Genomic DNA, 19,422 nt, shown 5'->3' with positions numbered 1-19,422 from the left:
GGGAGCGGCAAAAAGGGTGTAAAAAAGCCCGCATGAAAAATGCGGGCTGGGCGTTAAAGCTTATTGAAATACGCAAGAATTTGTTTGCGGGTAGGTTCTTGCAGGCGATAGCGCAATTCCTTGTTTTGGGTATTCACGAGATGATAGGCCGGGTTTTCGACAACCGTAAACTTCCAATGCGGCTTCACGTTCTTTTTCTTCAATTGCAGTTCAGGAGGCATCATCTTATCAGTGAAACTTTCAAGTTTCGCCATCAGGAACGTATCCATATAACGCACAATAACAAACCCTTGGTGTTTCTCAGGGTCATATTTCGAGAGATTGTATTCACTTACATCAAAGCCTTTTTCGTAACGTTGCACAGACGGAGAAAGGACAAAAAAGTCCTCATTGTAAAAAACATTCGAGTTGCCGAATTGCTTGAGGCCCAATTCCTCAACCAAAAGATCCTTATTGACCAAATTCATTTCGCGCGCAGTAGCCATGCAATTCCTCCTCATTTCCTTATAGTCTCTCCATTATAACATTCTTTTGGATTGTACGCAGAAAGGGCGTACCTAAAGGAATGCACAGCAGATTGCTAGAGAAGTTTGAAAAATCTGTTATATTGGAGTTAAGCCAATCCACTTAGAAAAAGGAGAGGATTTCAGTGTGCGGAAGATTTGCGTTATATGCAGATTACGAAGCCTTGCTTGAGCGTTTTGAGATAGAAGAAGCCGCGCTCGACCGGGCTTCCTACGAAGAGAATTACAATGTGGCGCCCTCCCAGCAGATCGCTGCGGTCATCAATGACGGCAAGCGCAACCGGCTTGGCACATTCCGTTGGGGGCTCATCCCGTCATGGGCAAAAGACCAGAAAATCGGCTACAAGATGATCAATGCCCGCGCGGAGACCGCGGCAGAAAAGCCGAGTTTCCGAAATGCCTTCAAGAAAAAGCGCTGCCTCATTCCGGCAAGTGCATTTTACGAATGGAAAAAAGGGCAGGATGGCAAAACACCGATGCTCATCCATTTGGAGGACGATGAATTGTTCGCATTTGCAGGGCTATGGGAGTCGTGGGAATCGCCAGAAGGGGAATTGATCCATAGCTGCACGATTTTGACGACACAGCCGAATGCATTGATGGCGGAGATTCATGACCGCATGCCGGTGATTTTATCCAAGGAAGCGGAGAAAACCTGGCTCGATCCGAATATCCAGGACCCCGAGCTATTGCAGAAGCTCATCAAGCCTTACGAAGCGGCAGAGTTGGAAGCATATGAAGTATCCGCCGCGGTCAACTCGCCAAAAAACACAGGACAGGAATTGATTCGGAAAATCGGATGATCACACTTTCATGCAAAGGGGAGGGTCATGGTGAAAAGCGGGTTGATCTTGGAAGGCGGAGGCATGAGGGGCGTCTATACGGCTGGCGTGCTGCAGAAGTTCATGGAAGAGGGGCTATTTACGGATTATGTCATCGGTGTATCGGCCGGGGCTTGCAATGCCGTTTCGTATCTTTCCCGGCAAAGCGGCAGAAACCGGACAGTGATGATCGATTATGTCACGCATCCCGATTATATTTCTATGAAGAACTTCCTCAAGAAACGGGAATTGTTCGGCATGAATTTGATTTTCGACGATATCCCGAACCGGCTTGTGCCGTTTGACTATGGCGGATTCGGTGCAGCTGCGGAAGAATTCGTGGTCGGAACGACGGATTGTATGACGGGAGAAGCAATCTACTACCGCAAGCCGCTGCCCCCGGAAGATTTGCTCACAGTCGTGCGGGCATCGAGTTCGCTGCCATTCATGTCGCGCCCTGTGGAATATAATGGCCGGCTGCTTATGGATGGCAGCCTGGCCGATCCACTGCCGATCAAACAAGCCTTGTCGGACGGCGTGACCAAGCCGATCATCGTGATGACGCGTGAAAAGAGCTATCGGAAGCGCCATACGCCCCTTATGCGCCTCGCCCCCACATTTGCCCGGCAGTATCCAGGCCTTGCACGGGCGCTCGAGGAACGGCAGCGCATCTACAACGAATCGCTGGAGCAGATAGAGGCGCTTGAAGCACAAGATGATGCCATTATCGTACGCCCCCGCAATTTGCACAGGCTGCGCGGCATCGAGCGGGACCAGGAGCGGCTTGCGGCTTTGTATGTCCAAGGCTACCGGGATGCAGAGCTGGTCGTGCCCCGTGCGAAAAAATTCATCCATGCACAAAATGCATTAAGTTTGGAAAGGAGCTTGTGATGATTACCGAAATAGACCAGACAGATGAGAAAATTGCACGCGACATCCAGTCGATCCAGCGTCCGGCTTACCGGATCGAAGCGGAACTGATGGGGTTTCATGATATTCCTCATATTTCCGAGACGGTTGATGAAATCCAGCAAAGCGAAGAGACCTTTCTCGGCTATCAAGACGGCTATTTGAAAGGGTTCATTTCCTATAAAGAAGAAGACGGTGTCGTCGATATTTATCGGCTTGTTGTGGATCCGCTCCAGTTTCGCCAAGGGATCGCCCGCAGCCTGGTGGACCATCTCCTCCAGCAAAAGAATGCAGCGGAGTTCATTGTCAGTACAGGCACCGCAAATGTGCCGGCCCGAAAACTATATGAATCATTCGGCTTCCGGGAAGAAGAAACCTTCGAAGTCGCACCAGGCGTCACATGCACTCAATTCCGCCTGGCTGTTTGACCGCCTGCCGCCGCAGTTCTTTTGAGGGCTGCAGGCGGTTTTTTGTGCTTTCAGGAGCTGCAGGCACATTTATTTATTTTTAATTCGAGATAATATAAAATGAAGGAAGTGGATATGTCCCTGTCCGCACAGAAAGGAGTGCGATTCAGATGATTAAGATCTTGCCGCGCATTAATGAATTGGCGCAAAAAGAGCGCAGCTATGGATTGAGTTATGCGGAAATCCGGGAGCAGCAAGTGCTCCGCCGCGAGTATCTCCAAGAAATCCGTGGACAAGTCGAGACAACCGTAACGAATATGACGGTTATCGACCCGCTCGGCGCAGATGTCACGCCAAACAAAGTCAAAGACTTGAAATAAACGAACAAACCCAAACGATTTCAGAGAGGAAGAAAATAGATGAACGATTATTTAGTGAAAGCATTGGCTTACGATGGCCAGATCCGCGCCTTCGCAACGCGCACGACAGAAACGGTGAATGAGGCACAGCGCCGCCATTACACATGGCCAACTGCATCCGCTGCGCTTGGCCGTTCGATGACAGCAAGCGTCATGCTCGGTGCAATGCTGAAAGGCGAAGAGAAGTTGACGATTAAAATCAATGGGGGCGGCCCGCTCGGCACGATTCTCGTTGACGCCAACGCAAAAGGCGAAGTACGTGGCTATGTGTCCAATCCCCAAACCCATTTTGATTTGAACGAGCAAGGCAAACTCGATGTCCGCCGGGCAGTCGGGACAGAAGGGACACTGACTGTCTCCAAAGATATCGGTTTGCAGCATCCGTATGTCGGCCAAGTGCCGATCATCTCAGGTGAGCTTGGAGACGATTTCACCCATTATATCGTGACTTCCGAACAGACGCCTTCCTCTGTCGGTGTCGGCGTTATTGTCAACCCCGACAACACCATCCTGGCTTCAGGCGGCTTCATGATCCAATTGATGCCGGGGACTGATGAAAAAGTGATTAGCCAGCTTGAACAGCGCCTGACCGAAATCCCGACCATCTCGAATATGGTGCGTGCCGGTTTGACGCCTGAAGACATCCTAGACGAAGTATTGGGCAAAGAAAATGTCAAAGCGCTCGATACGATGCCGGTGAATTTCCAATGCCAATGCTCGCGCGAACGCATTCATAATGCCATCCAAGGCCTTGGAACTGCAGAAATCGAAGATATTATCGTGACAGAAGGCAAAGCGGAAGCACAATGCCATTTCTGCAACGAAACCTATGTATTTACGAAAGATCAATTGCAGGATATGTTGTCTTAATTAACTCTATGTAAAGCCTGTGGAAGATTCCGCAGGCTTTTTGATTTGGAAGCGTAAGGTGGATATGATATGATGTTATTATCTCGAATTAAAGATAATATAAATGGGAGGTTTTTACATGATGAAACATATTTACAACCCACCAGCGGATGCGTCCAAGCCGACATTCCTGCTGTTGCACGGAACAGGTGGAACAGAAACGGACTTATTGCCGGCAGCAGGGCATATCGATCCGGAAGCAGGCGTGCTGAGCGTTCGCGGGAATGTGTCGGAAAACGGCATGCCACGTTTTTTCAAACGCTTGTCTGAAGGCGTGTTCGATATGGAAGATTTGCGCGAACGGACAGAAGAATTGCATCAGTTTATCGGCCAGGCAGCCGATGAATACGGCTTTGACCGCAATAATGTCATTGCGCTCGGCTATTCGAATGGCGCAAACATTGCCGCGAACCTGTTGTTCTCGTACGAAGATTCATTGAAATCAGCGATTTTGCACCACCCGATGGTACCGGACCGCAATAAGGAATTGCCGAATTTGGATGGCACCCGCGTCTTTATCGCCGCGGGGACGAACGACCCGATTTGCCCGAAAGAAGAATCGGAAGATCTGGAAAAGCTGCTGAGTGGAGCAGGCGCAGAAGTGAGCCTGCATTGGGAAAATAACGGGCACCAGCTGACGATGGACGAATTGGTTGCAGCTAAAGCTTGGTACGAAAAAGGGTAAATAAAACTCCTCCGGCTCTGGGGGAGTTTTTTTTTGAGCCTGATTTCGTTCCGCATGCTTTGACAACCACGACATGCTTCGGTCATGATTAATGAAAACGAACTGGAGGAGGGATGGCGGTGCAAAACAATCCGCGCATCACCGAGCAACTTGAAGCTTGGGTGAAAGAAAACAAAGGGCATGCCGTTCTCGGCACCACGGCCCAGTACATACCTGCCTTGGGAAAAGTCGACCCGGGCAAACTAGGGATTTGCATGATCGATGAAGATGGCCATTATTATTGTGCGGGGGACACCGACGCCGAGTTCACCCTGCAGAGCATATCCAAAGCACTGACGTTTGTTGCGCTCAGTTGCCATTACGGTTTGGAGTTCGTATTGGAACGGGTGGACGTGGAGCCAACAGGTGAAGCATTCAACTCCATCGTGCCATTTGAAATCCACCGGCCGAACAAGCCGTTCAACCCGTTCATCAATGCAGGAGCCATCACGATTTCTTCTTTGCTGCCGGGACAGAATGCACAGAAGAAGTTCGACTATTTAAAAGGGTTTCTTGAAGAACTGCTTGGCCACCCGATCGAGATCGACAAGGAAGTCTATGATTCGGAATGGGGCACTTCTCACCGCAACCGGGCACTTGCTTATTATTTGAAGGAAGCGAACTTCCTGGAACTTGAAGTGGAAGAAGCACTCGACATCTACATCAGTCAATGCGCCATCAAAGTGTCAGTGAAAGACCTGGCGCTTCTCGGTTTGATCCTTGCCTATGACGGCTACAACCCGATCACGAAAGTGAAGCATTTTTCCGAAGAAATCGCACAGGTGACGAAAGTATTGATGGTCACTTGCGGCATGTATAATTCATCCGGGAATTTCGCTGCGCATGTCGGCATTCCGGCGAAAAGCGGCGTTTCAGGCGGCATCATGGCGGCCGTTCCACCCAAGCTCCATTCGCAAACCTATGAATTCCGCGCAGGAGCGGGGATCGGCGTTTATGGCCCGGCGATTGATGTTCAAGGGAACAGCGCAGCCGGCACAATGATGCTCCGGCAAATTTCAAAAGAGTGGGATTTAAGCATTTTTTGATAAAAATACCAAAACCGTGCAGGGCCTTGCAGTGAATCTATTTCACTGCAAGGCCTTTTATCATGGTTTTTTTCGATTTTTCTATTTATTTGTTTCCGGTTTGGATAGGGGGTACAGAAAGACTAAGGGATACATAAAAAGATGAGGAGTGGAAAAATGGCACAAGATCCGAAAAAAGTCGATGAAAACAGCAAGAACGAGCAATTGGAGCAGTACCGTTCAGATGACAGCGGCAAGGATTTGACGACGAATCAAGGGTTGAAACTATCGGAGGATGAATTTTCCTTAAAAGCGGGTGAACGCGGGCCGACGTTGATGGAGGACTTTCATTTCCGGGAAAAAATGACCCATTTCGACCATGAGCGCATTCCAGAGCGCGTGGTCCATGCGCGCGGATTCGCGGCACACGGTGAATTCGAAGCTTATGAGTCGCTCGAGCATTTGACGAAAGCGAAGTTTTTGTCGAAAAAAGGCAAGAAAACGCCGGTCTTCGTCCGTTTTTCAACCGTAGCGGGATCACGCGGTTCAGCAGAGACGGTGCGGGACGCGCGCGGCTTTGCGACGAAGTTCTACACGGAGGAAGGCAATTACGATTTAGTCGGCAATAACATCCCGGTCTTCTTTATCCAGGATGCGATCAAGTTCCCGGACTTGGTCCATGCATTCAAGCCCGAGCCGCATAATGAAATTCCGCAGGCTGCGACAGCCCATGATACGTTCTGGGATTTTGTCGCGAACAACCAGGAAGCAGCCCATATGGTCATGTGGACGATGTCTGACCGCGCCATTCCGAGGAGCTTCCGGACAATGGATGGATTCGGCGTCCATGCATTCCGTTTCATCAATGCCGAAGGAAAATCCCATTTCGTGAAATTCACGTGGAAATCCACGCTCGGTGTCCATTCGCTCGTATGGGATGAAGCCCAGAAGATCAACGGGAAAAACCCCGACTTCCACCGGGCTGACCTGCATGAAGCCATCGAAAGCGGCGATTATCCGGAATATGAATTGGGCGTCCAGATCGTTCCGGAAGAGGATGAGCATAAGTTCGATTTCGATTTGCTCGATGCGACAAAAATGTGGCCGCAGGAAGAGATTCCGATCCAGATCATCGGCAAGATGACCTTGAACCGCAATGTCGATAACGTCTTTGCGGAAACCGAGCAAGTCGCATTCCATCCAGGCCATGTGGTCCCAGGAATCGATTTCTCGAACGACCCGCTTCTTCAAGGGCGGCTGTTCTCCTATACGGATACACAATTGATCCGCCTGGGCGGGCCGAATTTCCATGAATTGCCGATCAACCGAGGCGTTTGCCCGTTCCACAATAACCAGCGCGATGGCTATGGCCGCCAAACCATCAATAAAGGGAAAGTATCCTATCAGAAGAGCTCCTTCACCAATAACACGCCGGCGCCTGTCAGCGAAGCGGAAGGCGGGTATGCCCATTACCAGGAAAAAGTGGAAGGCCGCAAAGTGCGCAAGCGCAGTGAAAGCTTTAAAGACCACTTCTCGCAAGCCACGATGTTCTGGAACAGCATGAGCGATGCGGAAAAACAACATATCATCGAAGCGTTCAGCTTCGAGCTCGGCAAATGCGACAGCATCGATATCCGCCAACAGATCGTGGACATGTATGCGAACGTCAATCTCAAGCTGGCACAGGAAATTGCTGCCAACATCGGCGTCAAAGCCCCTGAGACAGGAAATACCGATACGAGCAAAAAATCACCTGCGTTAAGCCAGGAAAATACGGTTAAGTCAGCCAAGACGCGCAAGGTTGGCGTCATCGTAGCCCCTGACTTCAACGGCAAGGAAGTCATGGAAGTATTGGAGCAGCTTGAATCCAAAGGCCTTCAATATGAAATCATCAGCGAGAAGCAAGGCAAGCTGGATGCAGGAAACGGCAAACAACTGAAAATCGACCATACCTTCACGACAGCGGACCCGGTATTGTTCGACGCCATCTATGCAGTAGGCGGCCCCGATGTCAGCAAGAAGTTCGCCCGGAACACCGCTTATTATGTAACGGAAGCGTTCGGGCACTTCAAGCCGATCGGTGCAACACATGAAGGCAAGAAATGGCTGGATGCCAATGGCTACACCGGCGAACCGGGAGTCGTCACGGATGATTCCATGAAAGGATTCGCAGATAGCTTTATCGAGGCAATCACAGCGCACCGCCACTGGACTCGGGAAGTTTGATAAAATATGGTGGAAAAGTAGTATTTTGGCACATTTCGAACCGAATATGTTTAATAACATAACTGAGGGGTATTTTCAAGACTAGAAAGCAAAAAAACTTCTCAAAAAAATGGAGGAATTTGAAATGGCTAACAATAAATTCATGGGAACATTCGACACAGAAACAGAAGTACTGAAAAAAATCGAAGACATGAAAGCGCAAGGCTCACGTGAAGAAGACATGTACGTGATGGCCCGCAACGAAGACCAGATTTCAATGGTACGCGGAAGAACAGACGTGGATTATAAATCATCTGAAGGCAATTGGATGGATAAATTCATGGGCTTCCTATCAGGCAATGAACCGACGCGTGAAGCCTTCTCCAATATGGGTGTAGACGAAGCGGAAGCAGACCGCTACTATAACGAAGTGCAAAACGGCAAGATCCTCTTGTTCGTCGACCGCGAGTTCGGCGCGAACTATGAAGGGGCAGCGCCTTACGATAACACAAGCTACGGCAATGTCGACAGCACGACAAGTACTACGAAAGTCGACAACTCGGCAGTGGCACGTGATGGCTTGACTGTAGATACAAATGAAAGCAATGACATGGCGTACAACACAGAGCGCGACGCACTCGGCTCCGAAACGGCCGGCGTCGACAAAGAGCGCGGTACAGGATTTGGCCTGGGAGCGGAAGACCGCACTACAACTGACGCCCATGCGGCAGGCACTCACCGTGCAACTTCGGATTTCAATGATGATGTAACGAACCGCAACCGCACAGTCGAAGATATCGACCGCGACTTGGAACGTGCAGGATCTGAAGAAGAACGCCTGCGTTTGCATGAAGAGCGTTTGCAAGTCAATAAAGAACGCGTCCAAACGGGCGAAGTCCATGTCGACAAGCATGTCGTCGAGGAAGAGCAGACACTTGAAGTGCCGGTGGAGCGTGAGGAAGTATATGTGGAGCGCCGCCCGGTGAATGAAGAAACGACTGGCACGCATAACTATACGGAAGGCGAAGATATTCACGTACCGGTTTCCGAAGAGCGTGTAGACGTGACGAAGAAAGATGTAGTATCTGAAGAAATTTCCATCGGGAAAAACAAAGTACAGGATACAGAACATGTCAGTGAAACAGTCCGTAAAGAACAAGCTGACATCCATAAAGACGGCGACTTGGTTGAAGAAGACGAATTTGACCGCAAAGACCGTACAGACCGTACAGACCGTACAGACCGCGACAGATTATAAGCAAGCTGGATGAAAAGCGGAGGGGCCTTCCCTCCGCTTTTTTGTATGGCCAGGGTAATTCGATTATAATGGAAGCAAGCTTGGAGGGATGAAGATGGACGGGAAAAAAAGAAGCGATGTAAAGCCAGGGCTTGAAGTGAACGTGATCTTGAAAAAAGACCAGCGGACCGGCAAGAAAACGAAAGGCGTCGTCAAGGATTTATTGACGAACTCCGCGACGCATCCTCACGGCATTAAAGTGCGCCTCGAGGATGGGCAAGTCGGCCGTGTTTGTGAAATTCTGGACGGCAAGTGAAAGGAAGGGATTTGCATGAGCGATCAAAAGAACAGCGATCTGCAATCATCTGACCCGAGAAGGATCGGGGCGAACCGCACGAGCAAAGCACAGGACGAAAAAGAGCGTGTCCATGAAGATCTGGCGACTAGAAAAGACAAGCGCCAAACAGGCGACCCCGCCAAACCCCATGAACGCAATTTTATTTGAACGGAAAGCAGGCCGCTTAAATGGGCCTGCTTTTGTGCTATCATGAAAGAGATTGCCACGCAAAAAGGAGTCTACCATGAGCGATTTTTTTGAACGGAAAAAACAAGAGCTCGGAGTCGAGCTGAATAAAATACAGAAAAAAGCGGTGACCAAGACAGAAGGGCCGCTATTGCTTCTCGCATGTCCCGGTTCCGGGAAAACGACAACCATGATCATGCGGATCGGCTATTTGATCGAGGAAAAGGGCGTCCAGCCGAAGCGCATCAAAGCCATCACGTTCAGCCGGGCATCGGCAACCGATATGCTGGAACGCTATGCGCGGTTCTTTCCAGGCCTTGCGCCGGTGGACTTTCGACTATACACAGCCTGGCTTTTCAAATCACCAGGAATACTTATCTGCCGGCGATTACTTGATGATCGAGGGCGGCGACTCGAACCGCCTCAACAAAAACGCTTATTGAAGGATATTTATGCCCGTGAGAATGACGAGCCGATCACCGACGACCAATTGGAGGAATTGGTGTCGTTCATCAGTTTCGTGAAAAACAAGATGGTGCCGAAAAGAAAGTGGAAAACACTTGATGAACCATTCCCGGGTGCCATCGATATTTTGACGGTCTACGAAGAGTTCAAAGAAAACCACGAACCGCGGCTCGTCGATTTCGATGATATGCTGACGATCGCTTTTGAAGCATTGGACACAGACCGCAAACTGCTGTCGAAGTATCAGAAACGCTGGGATTACGTCATGACCGATGAAAGCCAGGACACTTCCATGGTCCAGCACGCCATCGTTGAAAAGCTGGTCGAAAACCATCGCAATCTATGTGTCGTGGCGGATGACGACCAGTCGATTTACACGTGGCGGGCGGCGGAGCCAAGCTATTTGCTCAAATTCCGCCAAGTGTACCCGGATGCCTACATCATGAAGATGGAACGCAATTACCGCTCATCCGGCACTATCGTCAGTACAGCCAATCAATTCATCAAGGCCAATAAACTGCGTCATGATAAAAACATGTTCACCGACAGGCCGGAAGGCGGACCGATCGTCATTCGCCGCCTTGCTTCCCAAGAAGCGCAGCTGAAGTATCTGTTGAAAGAACTTTCCGCTCTCGAGGAATACGGAAATGTTGCAATTCTGTACCGCAATAACTCTTCGTCAACTTTATTGATGGATGAGCTGGACCGCCTCGGCATCCCTTTCTATATGAAAGATGCGGACAACCGCTTTTTCAGCCATTGGATCGTCCAGGACATCCTAAACTTCATGCGTTTCAGTTTGCGCCCGGAGCGGGTGGATTTATACTCCAAAGTCGCTTCGAAGACGAACGCCTATTGGTCGGCGTCCCAGCTTAAGCAATTGGGGAGGATGCAGCCGACAAAGCGGCATGCTTTCGAAGAAATCACTTTGGCCATCACGATGAAGGATTACCAGCTGCGGATTATTACGGAACAGCGCAGATCGATGGACGCATTGAAGGACATGAAGCCTTTGAAAGTGATCCAGGCAATTCGCCGCGATATGGGCTACGACCAGATGCTCAAGAGCCGCGCAGAGAAATTCGGTATGAAGCTCGATTATTTGCAGCAGATCCTCAGCACGCTCGAACAAATCGCCGAACCGCTTCCCACGATGATGGCTTTTGCGAAACGCTTGAAACAGCTCGAGGAAGTGACAAGGCAGGCGAAAACCGAAAAGGCCGATGATATGCTGACATTGTCCACGCTGCACAGCTCAAAAGGCTTGGAGTTTGACCGGGTCTATTTGATCGATTTAGTCGAAGGGATTGTGCCAACAGAAGAAGACGCCGATGATCCCGCTTTGCTGGAGGAAGCCAGGCGCTTGTTCTATGTTGGCATGACAAGGGCGAAACGCCATCTGGAATTGCTCAGTTACGACAAGGAGTCGCGCTTTGTGGAAGAAGTGCGGCGCATCGCCTTGCCGAAAATGAAGAAAGCGGAAACGTTCAACCGTTCCGCAACGAAAGCGCCGAAAACGAAAATTACAGTGCCGCACAACCCGGACGCTGTCAGTTCCACAGAGGAATTGCAGGTGGGGGCGCAAATTCGCCATCGCGTCTTCGGGAATGGGCGGATTACGGAGTTGGACGACGAGAAAGTCGGCATCCAGTTTGCCAAAGAGCATAAAGAATTTCTATTGGAAATTTGCCTGCAATATCAATTGCTTGAACTGGTGTGATGAAGATAGACGCAGAAGTGAGGAAATATAGATGAAGATCAGGGATTGGAACCGCAGTCTGAAAGTCCGGCTGGTGGGCGAGTTTTTCATGAATACAAGTTTTTGGATGGTATTCCCGTTCTTGGCGATTTATTTTGCCGAAGAGTTCGGGAAAGGGCTGGCGGGGCTATTGTTGATCGTCTCCCAAATGTTTTCCGTAGCTGCCAATTTATTTGGCGGCTATTTTGCTGACCGTTTCGGGCGCAAGCGAATGCTCGTGTCCGCTGCTGTGGCACAGGGTTTTGCGTTCTTGCTGTTCGCTGCGGCAAACTCGCCGTGGCTCAGTTCGCCCGAACTCAGTTTCGTGGCGTTCACGCTGGCCGGCATGTGCGGTTCCTTGTACTGGCCAGCGAGCCAGGCGATGATTGCGGACGTCATTCCTGAAAAATACCGGAGCGATGTATTTGCGGTGTTCTATACGACCTTGAATATTGCCGTCGTTATCGGCCCTTTATTCGGTGCTGTGCTGTTTTTCTCTTATCGTTTCGAGTTGCTGTTGGCAGTTGCCATCATTTCGATGCTGCTCGGGCTATTATTGCGCCTGTACACTGAAGAGACCTTATCGGCTGAAGTTATGGATAAATGGAAAGAAGGGGAGCGACTGGATGGAGAGGCGCACATTGCTTTCGCAAGTGAAGGATTACGGCATCATCTTGAAAGACCGTGTCTTTTTATTGTTTGTCGTAGCGGGAGTATTGGGAGCGCAGACCTTCATGCAACTGGACCTTGTCATCCCGGTCTACTTGAAGGAAACGATTGACCGCCAAACGATCCTGGACTTCCTGGGTCGTGAATGGTCGGTGACCGGGGAAACGTCTTTCGGTATCCTGCTTGCGGAGAATGGCTTGATTGTGGCACTTCTGACAGTCGTCATTACGCGTTGGATGACCAAGTTCCCCGAGAAATGGGTGTTCTTCTTCTCGGCCATGTTGTTTGGATTGTCGATGGCGATTTTCCCGATGACATCATGGTTTTGGATGTTCTTCGTGGCGATGGCGGTCTTCACATTCGCTGAATTGATGATTGTCGGGCTGCAGCAGAGCTTCATTTCCAAACTTGCGCCCGAATCGATGCGCGGCCAGTATTTCGCCGCGGCGAGCCTGCGCTATACGATTGGCCGGATGATTGCGCCGGTCTCCATCCCGATGACTGCCTGGTTCGGGTTCGGCTGGACATTTATCATCCTTGGGGCATTCGCGGTGTTGAGCGGATTCGTTTATCTATGGATGTTCCATTTATATGAAAAAAGAGCTGCCATAAGCGCATAGCTGAGCGTAGGAAAAAGCCTGAGCGGTTAAGCTCAGGCTTTTTGCGTGATCAGTTCTGTTCTTTTGCCAACTTGACTAGCATATGGGCGAGCATATGCTGCTCTTCTTTGTCGCCTACTTGCCATAAGCGCTGCAATAGGTACTCTTCGCTATTTTTCGGGTCTTCTTTTTTCGCCAGGTAATCGGCTACTTTAGACGCCAGCTGCGCGATGCGCTCTTCGCTTAAGCCCATTTTCTCGCCCATCTGAACTTTATCGCCCAAATAGTCGATGAAAGTCGAGAATTCCGCTAAAATCTGTTCTTTCTTCTTATTATCCGTATTGCTCAATTTCTCTTCTACTTTTTTATCAATGTTTTCCATGTATAATTCACTCCTCGTCATTTTTTGTTGCTAGTAATTGTTTACCACAGACAGGACAATTTAAACGTTGGAATATTGAAAAAGAAAAGGGTGGCTGCCGTTTAAGCACAGGCGGTTGGGGTATTCAGATAACAAGTAAGGATTAAAGGAGGATGATGGGTGAATGACATTATACGACGAAATCCAAGAGCTGAAACAATTCGAATGTGAAGACCGCTGTGTATTGAGTGTATATCTCAATACGAACCCGGCAGACCGTGAAGCACAGAACGGGGCCTGGAAGATCCAGTTGAAGAACGGCCTGAAGCGCCTCGACGAGTATTTGACCGCCTCAAAAGATGAAAAGGAATTGAAAGCCTACAAAGAATTACGTAAAAAAGTGGAAAAGGAAATATTGGACAATCAAGGCGACCTCCAGAAGGGTGTCGTTATTTTTGCATCCACTCAAGACGACCTGTTTTGGGTGAAGCATTTGCAGATTTCCGTCAAAACCGATTTCCAATGGGAAAACAAACCGGCACTCGACCAATTGCGCTATATCTACAAAGCATATCCATATGCAGGCGTGATCCTGCCGAGCTTCAAAGGCATCCGCGTGCTTGATACATCTGTCGGCATCGTCAATGAAGAAGTCTATTACGAATTCGACGCAGGCCTTGAAGTATGGACTGAGCAAAAAGGCGTCAGAAGCTCGGGGCGCATCCAAGGCCGCAGCGGCGCTGGTTCGACTGGCGGCGGCGCTGCTGGCGGAAACAGCCCGGTCATCGGGGGAAGCGGCGGGGGAAGCCCTGTCGATGAACTCGACCACCGTTTAAAAGAAAACTTGGACCGTTTCTATAAAGACATGGGCGCGAAAATCGAGAAGTTGAAAAAAGAGCGGCGCTGGGAAGAAATCCACGTCATCGGGGAAGCTGAGCACGCCCAGTCATTTTCGAAAGCGCTCCACAAAAAGCCCAACAGCTGCATCCATAAAAACCTGATCAATAATAGTGCAGACAAGATTCTGCATGAAGTTTTCGAGAAATAATAAAAAGCTCCGGCCCAGCCGGAGCTTTTTTAATGGGGTTGTGGGCAAAACGTGCATGTATCGAACGCCGCCAATTCCTTATACAAGCAGCAAGTTTTCCGCATTGGCACGGAGACTGCCCGTTCAAGGGGCGTGGTGCCGATGAAATTGCGCCACTGGGATTTGCGGAGGGGTTCCCAATTCTGGTCTTCCATCAGCCATTCGAGATCTTCAGCGGCCATCCGCGGATAGTGTCTTTGAAGGTTTGCGTAATACCAAGCAAGTGAGCCGAGCACATTTTCCCAGCACGTAATCGGCGATATCTTTGCGTGGCGGCGCAATTGCCGGAGCAGCGCATCTGTCTGCCCGATCAATACATACCGGAAAGCTTCGCTTCTTTGTTCAGCGGGAATTTCAATGAAATCAGCTGACTCGACGTGAAAAGAAATGAGCGGCAAGCCGTAATTCTGTATCCGGCCATAGCCAAGTTTTTCAGGCGGGGTCTTGAAATATCCGCCCTGCTGGTGGATTAAGCTGAATTGGGCCGTCACGAATAATGCGATTTGGCGAAAAAAATAAGAAACAGCCACTCCATTGTTTTCCGTTCCGCTCCAGTCCTTTAACTCTTCAATCAATATCTCCGGATTGGAAGAAGAAAAGGGATGGGCAGGAAGCCGGTCGACGATGACCGATTGCATTTGGAGTGCTTGTTTAACGGCCATAGGCAAGTGCATCTCAATTCCCCCTTTTTCTCCATGCTACCGGAATAGGGCGGGGCTGCCAAGCATCAAAAAAGCCGCTTCCCTCAATCGGGAAGCGGCTTTTGCTGTTTAGACGGATTGCAGGGCTACAGCAGGGCCGAAGAATTCATAGTGGATCTGTTCATCGGACATGCCGAGTGCACGCAATTCGCTGATCATTTTCTCCATGAATGGAACCGGTCCGCAAACGTATACTTCGCCGCTTGCATCGACCATATCTTCCAGGATTTCACGAGTGATATAGCCTTGCGGTTCATCGGAATACAAAGTTTTGTATTTTGCATTGTCCATTGTGGCGACGTATTTTTGGACGTCTTTGTCGAATGCATGCAAAGTTTCATTACGTGCTGCATGAAGGAATGAAACCGGGCGTTCCGGTGTTTGCGTTGCAACGGTTTCGAACATGCTCATCATCGGCGTGATACCTACGCCGCCGCTGACGAATGCCACTGGCGTTTCGCGTTTTGTATCGAGCACGAATTCGCCGGCAGGCGCACTCACTTCGATGGTGTCGCCTTCGTTCATGTTTTCGTGCAAGTAGACGGAAACCATTCCGTTCGGGTCGTTATCGGCTTCGCGTTTGACGGAAATGCGGAACTCATCCGGACGTGATGCTTGTGACAAGCTGTATTGGCGGTTGAAAAGGAATTCTTCTCCAGGGATCGCAAGGCGAACCGTGATGTATTGGCCAGCTTCATAGCTCGGCACATTCTTGCCATCAGCCGGTTTTAGATAGAACGAAGTGATGTTTTCGCTTTCTTTCACTTTGCGTGCAATGGTGAAGTCTTTGAAGAAGCTCCAGCCGTTTTCCTGGGTTTCGGATTTTTCGTACATGCCGTTTTCGATGCTGATGAAGACATCGGCAATGACGCCGTATGCTTCTGCCCAGGCATTGATGATCTCATCTGTCGCCGCATCGCCAAGTACTTCTTTGATCGCTTTCAGCAAGTATTCCCCGACGATTGGGTAATGTTCAGCTTTAACGCCAAGGCTGACGTGTTTATTGGCGATCTGGACAACTGCTGGAAGGATCGCTTCGAGATTATCGATATGCACCGCAGCTGCATACACAGTATTGGCAAGCGCCGTTTGCTGGCGGCCTTGTTTTTGGTTGGCTTGGTTAAAAATATTTAAAAGTTCCGGATGCGCTTCGAACATATTGCTGTAAAAAACGGTGGTGATGGTTTTTCCGTGTTCAGCTAATACAGGGGCAGTGGATTTGACAATGGTTCTTGTTTGTTCGGATAACATAGTCAATCTCTCCTTTTGTTTTCTATAATCCCACTATAAACCGAAAGGAGTTTAAAAGATATATTTAAAATACATCTTTAAAATTTAGACACATTTCATTTCACAGAAAAGTCACACATGGAATAATGGGCTGAAAAAGCCCCGATTCTGCAGATGCGTTTCCTTTCCAGAAATTATGGCGGCGCGTATAATAAACGTGCAGGGAAGGTGAAACCAATGAGATTAACGATGTATACGGATTATTCATTGCGCGTACTCATCTATTTGGGAACAAAAGAAGATGGCAAACTGACAACCATACAGGAAATTTCCGATGCTTATCATATATCGAAAAACCATTTGATGAAAGTGACATTCGAACTCGGCAAAGCGGGATTTATCGAGACGGTCAGGGGCAGGGGAGGCGGCATTCGTTTGGCGGACCGTCCCGAGAACATCAATGTCGGCAAGGTCGTCCGTAAAATGGAAGAAGATTTCCACTTGGTGGAATGTTTCAATCCAGAGACCAATATGTGCCCGATTTCCCCGATCTGCGGGCTACGTGGTGTTCTCGGCAAGGCACTGCATGCGTATCTGTCAGTATTGGATGAATACAATTTGCAAGATCTTCTATTTAATAAAGAAGGATTACGTGATTTATTGCGCACGTAAAAAGCCTCCGATAGCGGAGGCTTTTTTTATAATTCGATTGTTTGTGGATCTTTGCCTTTGCGGTTCATTAAACGGACACGCGTTGGCGTAATTGCCAGGATGATCAAGTTGGGGTCTTCTGGGCCATCGAACCAGCCGGTCAAGTGTTCGTTCCACACTTTGTCGATCAGCTCACGGTCATCCCGCAGCGACATCTGGCCTTCGATTTCTAGGAAGCTATCGCCGACGCCTTCCCCTTCGTAGCCAAGCAGGATATGGGCGTTAGGATTCTTCTCGAGCTCGTCCACTTTCTGTGTCTGCTTGCTTGTAGCCGTGTACAATGTAAATTCGTCATTGAAGAATGTCATATAACGGGAATGCGGCTTGTTGTCTTTGATCGTTGCCAAAGTCCCGATCATGCTGTCTTCCAAAATTTTCAATGCTTGTTGTTTTAATTCTTGTTGTGCCATTCAAATCTCTCCTTTACAGTAGTATCGTTTGCCAGGAAAACTGCGGGCGATAAGCCCGCAGAAGAAATCATTCTGGATGTTTTTCCTCGCTTGCTGAATCATCTTTCGTATCACGGGGATTTTTTTCGTCTTTCATGTCCTGCTTCAAGTCTTCCAATGGGATGGAATCCACATTCATTTCTTCTTCGTGCATTTCTGTCATGGTTTCTTTATCTGTCTTAACTTGCTCAGGATTGTCCATTGGAGCTCCGTCGCTTGTTTTTCGTTCCTTTTCGTTGAAACGGTCTTTTTCTGCCATCGTTAGCACCTCTCCTTTAGCGTTCTTGTCTATCTATTCCTTAATTGGAGTGCTTTAAAACATTAGAACTTGCTGGGGATACCCGGCTGGCGTATGATTATTTAATAGTGCTAAATAAGGAGGATGGCTATACAATGACGCAACAAACGAAGGTAAACGTGGGCGGCCTGGATTTTGAATGGGATCTCCCACAAGGGCGCTTCCTCTTTGAAGGGCAGAATTCCGTACTGTTCTGGACTTCCACTGCGATGAAAATGTTCTTTGATTCCATCGAGGAAATCTCTGGGGAAGACGCAGCAACTGTCGTTTTGGAGTCGACAGGATTTCGCCAAGGCCAGGTAGTGGGGGATTATTTCCACAAAATGGGCGGGATTTCCGTTTTTAAAGCTTCGGAACTTATAACCAATACATATGCATCAGCTGGCTGGGGATTGGCATCCATCCGCAATTTGGATATAGAAGCCGCCACTTTGGAAGTGACGCTGAAAAACAGCTGGGAATATCAGATCAATGTGGCACAAGGAAAAAAGACCGGCGGCAGTTTCTTGCCGGCCCATTACGCGGGAATCTTCAGCTCGCTCCTCGGCCGCAGCATTTGGTATGAAGTGGTCCACTCGCAGATTGAAGGGCATGATGAATGCCTGATCCGCTATTTCCCGTCAGAAGAGACGATTGAAAAGAACATCCATACACTGGCACGCCGCAAAGAATCGGAGAAAATCCGCGAACTCGAACAGCTGGTGGATGAAAAGACAGCGGATCTCCATGACATGATCCGGGAAATCACTTCACCGCTTATTCCAGTGCTCGAAGATATTGTGGTCGTTCCGCTTCTCGGACGCTATGATGAAGCGCGTGCTGAAGAGTTATTGACCAAAACGCTTGAGAATTTGCCGAAATACAAAGCGCGTTACTTGCTCCTCGATTTGACCGGGCTGAATGAAAGTTTCAACCAGCATGCGGCGATGCTGATCGAAAAATTAGGGTCGGCCGCGAATTTGATCGGGACGAAAACGGTGCTGGCCGGTATTTCACCGCACACCAGCATGACCATCACAGAAGCGGGCGTAGACCTCTCTGGCTATGAATGCTTCCGTACGCTTCAACACAGCATCCACTTCGCGTTGGCGCAGAACGGCAAGACGATTATCTAATAATAAAGATTTCCCTATCAGCAAAACGTATAGGGAAATCTTTTTTGGATATTTTTGAATAAATTGGATAAAAATATAAAGAAAATACTATTTAGTATATTGAGATTTCTTGAAAGAAATGATAAGCTCGAGAAGAACTATACATAGCTGACCACTGGGGGAGCCGGAATTGACTGGCTGAGACGAGCGAATGCTTGGACCCCTTGAACCTGATCTGGACCATGCCAGCGTAGGGAAGTGGTACGTATGCTTCCTTTTGCCTGCATACACCGCTTCCCCATGGAAAGCGGTGTTTT

21 protein-coding genes, 1 pseudogene and 1 riboswitch are annotated in these 19,422 nt (G+C 49.1%); of the genes and pseudogenes, 16 read left to right on the top strand and 6 right to left on the bottom strand.

The annotated features are described in order from the left end of the window. Window positions 1–53: 53 nt before the first annotated feature. The gene (locus tag CW734_RS15015; RefSeq protein WP_058382819.1) at window positions 54–485 is read right to left on the bottom strand and encodes a hypothetical protein; all 432 of its coding nucleotides are present in this window, start codon (window positions 483–485) and stop codon (window positions 54–56) included. Between the two features lie 164 nt (window positions 486–649). On the opposite strand from CW734_RS15015, the gene CW734_RS15010 reads away from it, so the two are divergent. The 13 genes and pseudogenes from CW734_RS15010 to mdrP all read left to right on the top strand — a co-directional run bounded on the left by CW734_RS15010 (window position 650) and on the right by mdrP (window position 13,195). Further along, window positions 650–1,327 carry an SOS response-associated peptidase gene (locus CW734_RS15010; RefSeq protein ID WP_101191488.1) on the top strand — a complete coding sequence of 226 codons (678 nt, stop codon included), beginning with the start codon at window positions 650–652 and terminating at the stop codon, window positions 1,325–1,327. A 27-nt stretch (window positions 1,328–1,354) separates the two neighbouring features. Next, complete coding sequence (locus tag CW734_RS15005; protein WP_180956288.1) at window positions 1,355–2,236, top strand: patatin-like phospholipase family protein; 882 nt, start codon at window positions 1,355–1,357, stop codon at window positions 2,234–2,236. After that, a complete protein-coding gene (locus CW734_RS15000) occupies window positions 2,236–2,682 on the top strand; it encodes a GNAT family N-acetyltransferase (RefSeq protein WP_101191486.1) in 447 nt (148 codons plus the stop codon). Before CW734_RS15005 ends, CW734_RS15000 begins: the two co-directional genes overlap by 1 nt. A 149-nt stretch (window positions 2,683–2,831) precedes the next feature. Further along, window positions 2,832–3,041, top strand: a complete 210-nt coding sequence (locus CW734_RS14995; RefSeq protein WP_101191484.1) for a DUF896 domain-containing protein — start codon at window positions 2,832–2,834, stop codon at window positions 3,039–3,041. A 39-nt stretch (window positions 3,042–3,080) separates the two neighbouring features. Continuing rightward, complete coding sequence (gene hslO / locus CW734_RS14990) at window positions 3,081–3,950, top strand: Hsp33 family molecular chaperone HslO (protein ID WP_101191482.1); 870 nt, start codon at window positions 3,081–3,083, stop codon at window positions 3,948–3,950. A 121-nt stretch (window positions 3,951–4,071) separates the two neighbouring features. Next, a complete protein-coding gene (locus CW734_RS14985) occupies window positions 4,072–4,674 on the top strand; it encodes an alpha/beta hydrolase (RefSeq protein WP_101192207.1) in 603 nt (200 codons plus the stop codon). 113 nt (window positions 4,675–4,787) lie between these two features. Then, window positions 4,788–5,759 (top strand): glutaminase, encoded by a 972-nt coding sequence (locus CW734_RS14980; protein ID WP_145990611.1) that lies wholly within the window; start codon window positions 4,788–4,790, stop codon window positions 5,757–5,759. 156 nt (window positions 5,760–5,915) lie between these two features. Further along, entirely contained in the window at window positions 5,916–7,964 is a 2,049-nt protein-coding gene (locus CW734_RS14975) for a catalase (protein WP_101191479.1), read from the top strand. 124 nt (window positions 7,965–8,088) lie between these two features. After that, the gene (locus tag CW734_RS14970) at window positions 8,089–9,201 is read left to right on the top strand and encodes a YsnF/AvaK domain-containing protein (RefSeq protein WP_101191477.1); all 1,113 of its coding nucleotides are present in this window, start codon (window positions 8,089–8,091) and stop codon (window positions 9,199–9,201) included. A 94-nt stretch (window positions 9,202–9,295) separates the two neighbouring features. Next, the gene (locus CW734_RS14965; RefSeq protein WP_068870287.1) at window positions 9,296–9,496 is read left to right on the top strand and encodes a YwbE family protein; all 201 of its coding nucleotides are present in this window, start codon (window positions 9,296–9,298) and stop codon (window positions 9,494–9,496) included. Between the two features lie 15 nt (window positions 9,497–9,511). Continuing rightward, window positions 9,512–9,685, top strand: coding sequence for a hypothetical protein (locus tag CW734_RS18400; RefSeq protein WP_157101670.1), 174 nt, complete (start codon window positions 9,512–9,514; stop codon window positions 9,683–9,685). A 76-nt stretch (window positions 9,686–9,761) separates the two neighbouring features. Next, complete coding sequence (locus CW734_RS14960) at window positions 9,762–11,888, top strand: ATP-dependent helicase (protein WP_232787081.1); 2,127 nt, start codon at window positions 9,762–9,764, stop codon at window positions 11,886–11,888. Window positions 11,889–11,919: 31 nt separating this feature from the next. Next, window positions 11,920–13,195, top strand: a pseudogene (gene mdrP, locus CW734_RS14955) (multidrug efflux MFS transporter MdrP). 49 nt (window positions 13,196–13,244) lie between these two features. On the opposite strand, the gene CW734_RS14950 reads toward mdrP, so the two are convergent. Next, on the bottom strand, window positions 13,245–13,556 hold the full coding sequence (locus CW734_RS14950; protein ID WP_068870281.1) for a DUF3243 domain-containing protein: 312 nt from the start codon (window positions 13,554–13,556) through the stop codon (window positions 13,245–13,247). A 163-nt stretch (window positions 13,557–13,719) separates the two neighbouring features. Between CW734_RS14950 and CW734_RS14945 the strand changes: the two genes are divergently transcribed. Then, window positions 13,720–14,583, top strand: coding sequence for a VLRF1 family aeRF1-type release factor (locus tag CW734_RS14945; RefSeq protein WP_101191475.1), 864 nt, complete (start codon window positions 13,720–13,722; stop codon window positions 14,581–14,583). Window positions 14,584–14,612: 29 nt separating this feature from the next. On the opposite strand, the gene CW734_RS14940 is transcribed toward CW734_RS14945, so the two are convergent. Next, complete coding sequence (locus CW734_RS14940; protein ID WP_101191473.1) at window positions 14,613–15,296, bottom strand: IucA/IucC family C-terminal-domain containing protein; 684 nt, start codon at window positions 15,294–15,296, stop codon at window positions 14,613–14,615. A gap of 96 nt (window positions 15,297–15,392) precedes the next feature. Then, window positions 15,393–16,574 (bottom strand): NO-inducible flavohemoprotein, encoded by a 1,182-nt coding sequence (gene hmpA, locus CW734_RS14935; protein ID WP_101191471.1) that lies wholly within the window; start codon window positions 16,572–16,574, stop codon window positions 15,393–15,395. Between the two features lie 216 nt (window positions 16,575–16,790). Here hmpA and CW734_RS14930 point away from each other — a divergent pair, with 216 nt between their 5' ends. Beyond that, window positions 16,791–17,225, top strand: coding sequence for an RrF2 family transcriptional regulator (locus CW734_RS14930; protein ID WP_058383791.1), 435 nt, complete (start codon window positions 16,791–16,793; stop codon window positions 17,223–17,225). Between the two features lie 26 nt (window positions 17,226–17,251). Here CW734_RS14930 and CW734_RS14925 read toward each other — a convergent pair whose 3' ends face one another. Together CW734_RS14925 and CW734_RS14920 are read right to left on the bottom strand one after the other, a co-directional pair. Beyond that, entirely contained in the window at window positions 17,252–17,674 is a 423-nt protein-coding gene (locus tag CW734_RS14925; protein ID WP_101191469.1) for a pyridoxamine 5'-phosphate oxidase family protein, read from the bottom strand. A gap of 67 nt (window positions 17,675–17,741) precedes the next feature. Next, window positions 17,742–17,972, bottom strand: a complete 231-nt coding sequence (locus CW734_RS14920) for a hypothetical protein (protein WP_101191467.1) — start codon at window positions 17,970–17,972, stop codon at window positions 17,742–17,744. A 134-nt stretch (window positions 17,973–18,106) separates the two neighbouring features. Between CW734_RS14920 and CW734_RS14915 the strand changes: the two genes are divergently transcribed. Then, window positions 18,107–19,126 (top strand): STAS domain-containing protein, encoded by a 1,020-nt coding sequence (locus tag CW734_RS14915; protein WP_101191465.1) that lies wholly within the window; start codon window positions 18,107–18,109, stop codon window positions 19,124–19,126. Between the two features lie 146 nt (window positions 19,127–19,272). Then, window positions 19,273–19,379, top strand: a riboswitch (TPP riboswitch). Window positions 19,380–19,422: the final 43 nt, after the last annotated feature.

Origin of the sequence: Planococcus sp. MB-3u-03 (assembly GCF_002833405.1) — a bacterium.
Classification (GTDB): Bacteria; Bacillota; Bacilli; order Bacillales_A; family Planococcaceae; genus Planococcus.
This window is presented reverse-complemented; position numbering and strand designations above follow the sequence as displayed.

Coding starts and splice junctions, on each gene's coding strand:
- CW734_RS15015 (WP_058382819.1), bottom strand. CDS start 485: ATGGCTACTGCGCGCGAAATGAATTTGGTCAATAAGGATCTTTTGGTT.
- CW734_RS15005 (WP_180956288.1), top strand. CDS start 1,355: ATGGTGAAAAGCGGGTTGATCTTGGAAGGCGGAGGCATGAGGGGCGTC.
- CW734_RS15000 (WP_101191486.1), top strand. CDS start 2,236: ATGATTACCGAAATAGACCAGACAGATGAGAAAATTGCACGCGACATC.
- CW734_RS14995 (WP_101191484.1), top strand. CDS start 2,832: ATGATTAAGATCTTGCCGCGCATTAATGAATTGGCGCAAAAAGAGCGC.
- hslO (WP_101191482.1), top strand. CDS start 3,081: ATGAACGATTATTTAGTGAAAGCATTGGCTTACGATGGCCAGATCCGC.
- CW734_RS14985 (WP_101192207.1), top strand. CDS start 4,072: ATGAAACATATTTACAACCCACCAGCGGATGCGTCCAAGCCGACATTC.
- CW734_RS14980 (WP_145990611.1), top strand. CDS start 4,788: ATGGCGGTGCAAAACAATCCGCGCATCACCGAGCAACTTGAAGCTTGG.
- CW734_RS14975 (WP_101191479.1), top strand. CDS start 5,916: ATGGCACAAGATCCGAAAAAAGTCGATGAAAACAGCAAGAACGAGCAA.
- CW734_RS14970 (WP_101191477.1), top strand. CDS start 8,089: ATGGCTAACAATAAATTCATGGGAACATTCGACACAGAAACAGAAGTA.
- CW734_RS14965 (WP_068870287.1), top strand. CDS start 9,296: ATGGACGGGAAAAAAAGAAGCGATGTAAAGCCAGGGCTTGAAGTGAAC.
- CW734_RS18400 (WP_157101670.1), top strand. CDS start 9,512: ATGAGCGATCAAAAGAACAGCGATCTGCAATCATCTGACCCGAGAAGG.
- CW734_RS14960 (WP_232787081.1), top strand. CDS start 9,762: ATGAGCGATTTTTTTGAACGGAAAAAACAAGAGCTCGGAGTCGAGCTG.
- CW734_RS14950 (WP_068870281.1), bottom strand. CDS start 13,556: ATGGAAAACATTGATAAAAAAGTAGAAGAGAAATTGAGCAATACGGAT.
- CW734_RS14945 (WP_101191475.1), top strand. CDS start 13,720: ATGACATTATACGACGAAATCCAAGAGCTGAAACAATTCGAATGTGAA.
- CW734_RS14940 (WP_101191473.1), bottom strand. CDS start 15,296: ATGCACTTGCCTATGGCCGTTAAACAAGCACTCCAAATGCAATCGGTC.
- hmpA (WP_101191471.1), bottom strand. CDS start 16,574: ATGTTATCCGAACAAACAAGAACCATTGTCAAATCCACTGCCCCTGTA.
- CW734_RS14930 (WP_058383791.1), top strand. CDS start 16,791: ATGAGATTAACGATGTATACGGATTATTCATTGCGCGTACTCATCTAT.
- CW734_RS14925 (WP_101191469.1), bottom strand. CDS start 17,674: ATGGCACAACAAGAATTAAAACAACAAGCATTGAAAATTTTGGAAGAC.
- CW734_RS14920 (WP_101191467.1), bottom strand. CDS start 17,972: ATGGCAGAAAAAGACCGTTTCAACGAAAAGGAACGAAAAACAAGCGAC.
- CW734_RS14915 (WP_101191465.1), top strand. CDS start 18,107: ATGACGCAACAAACGAAGGTAAACGTGGGCGGCCTGGATTTTGAATGG.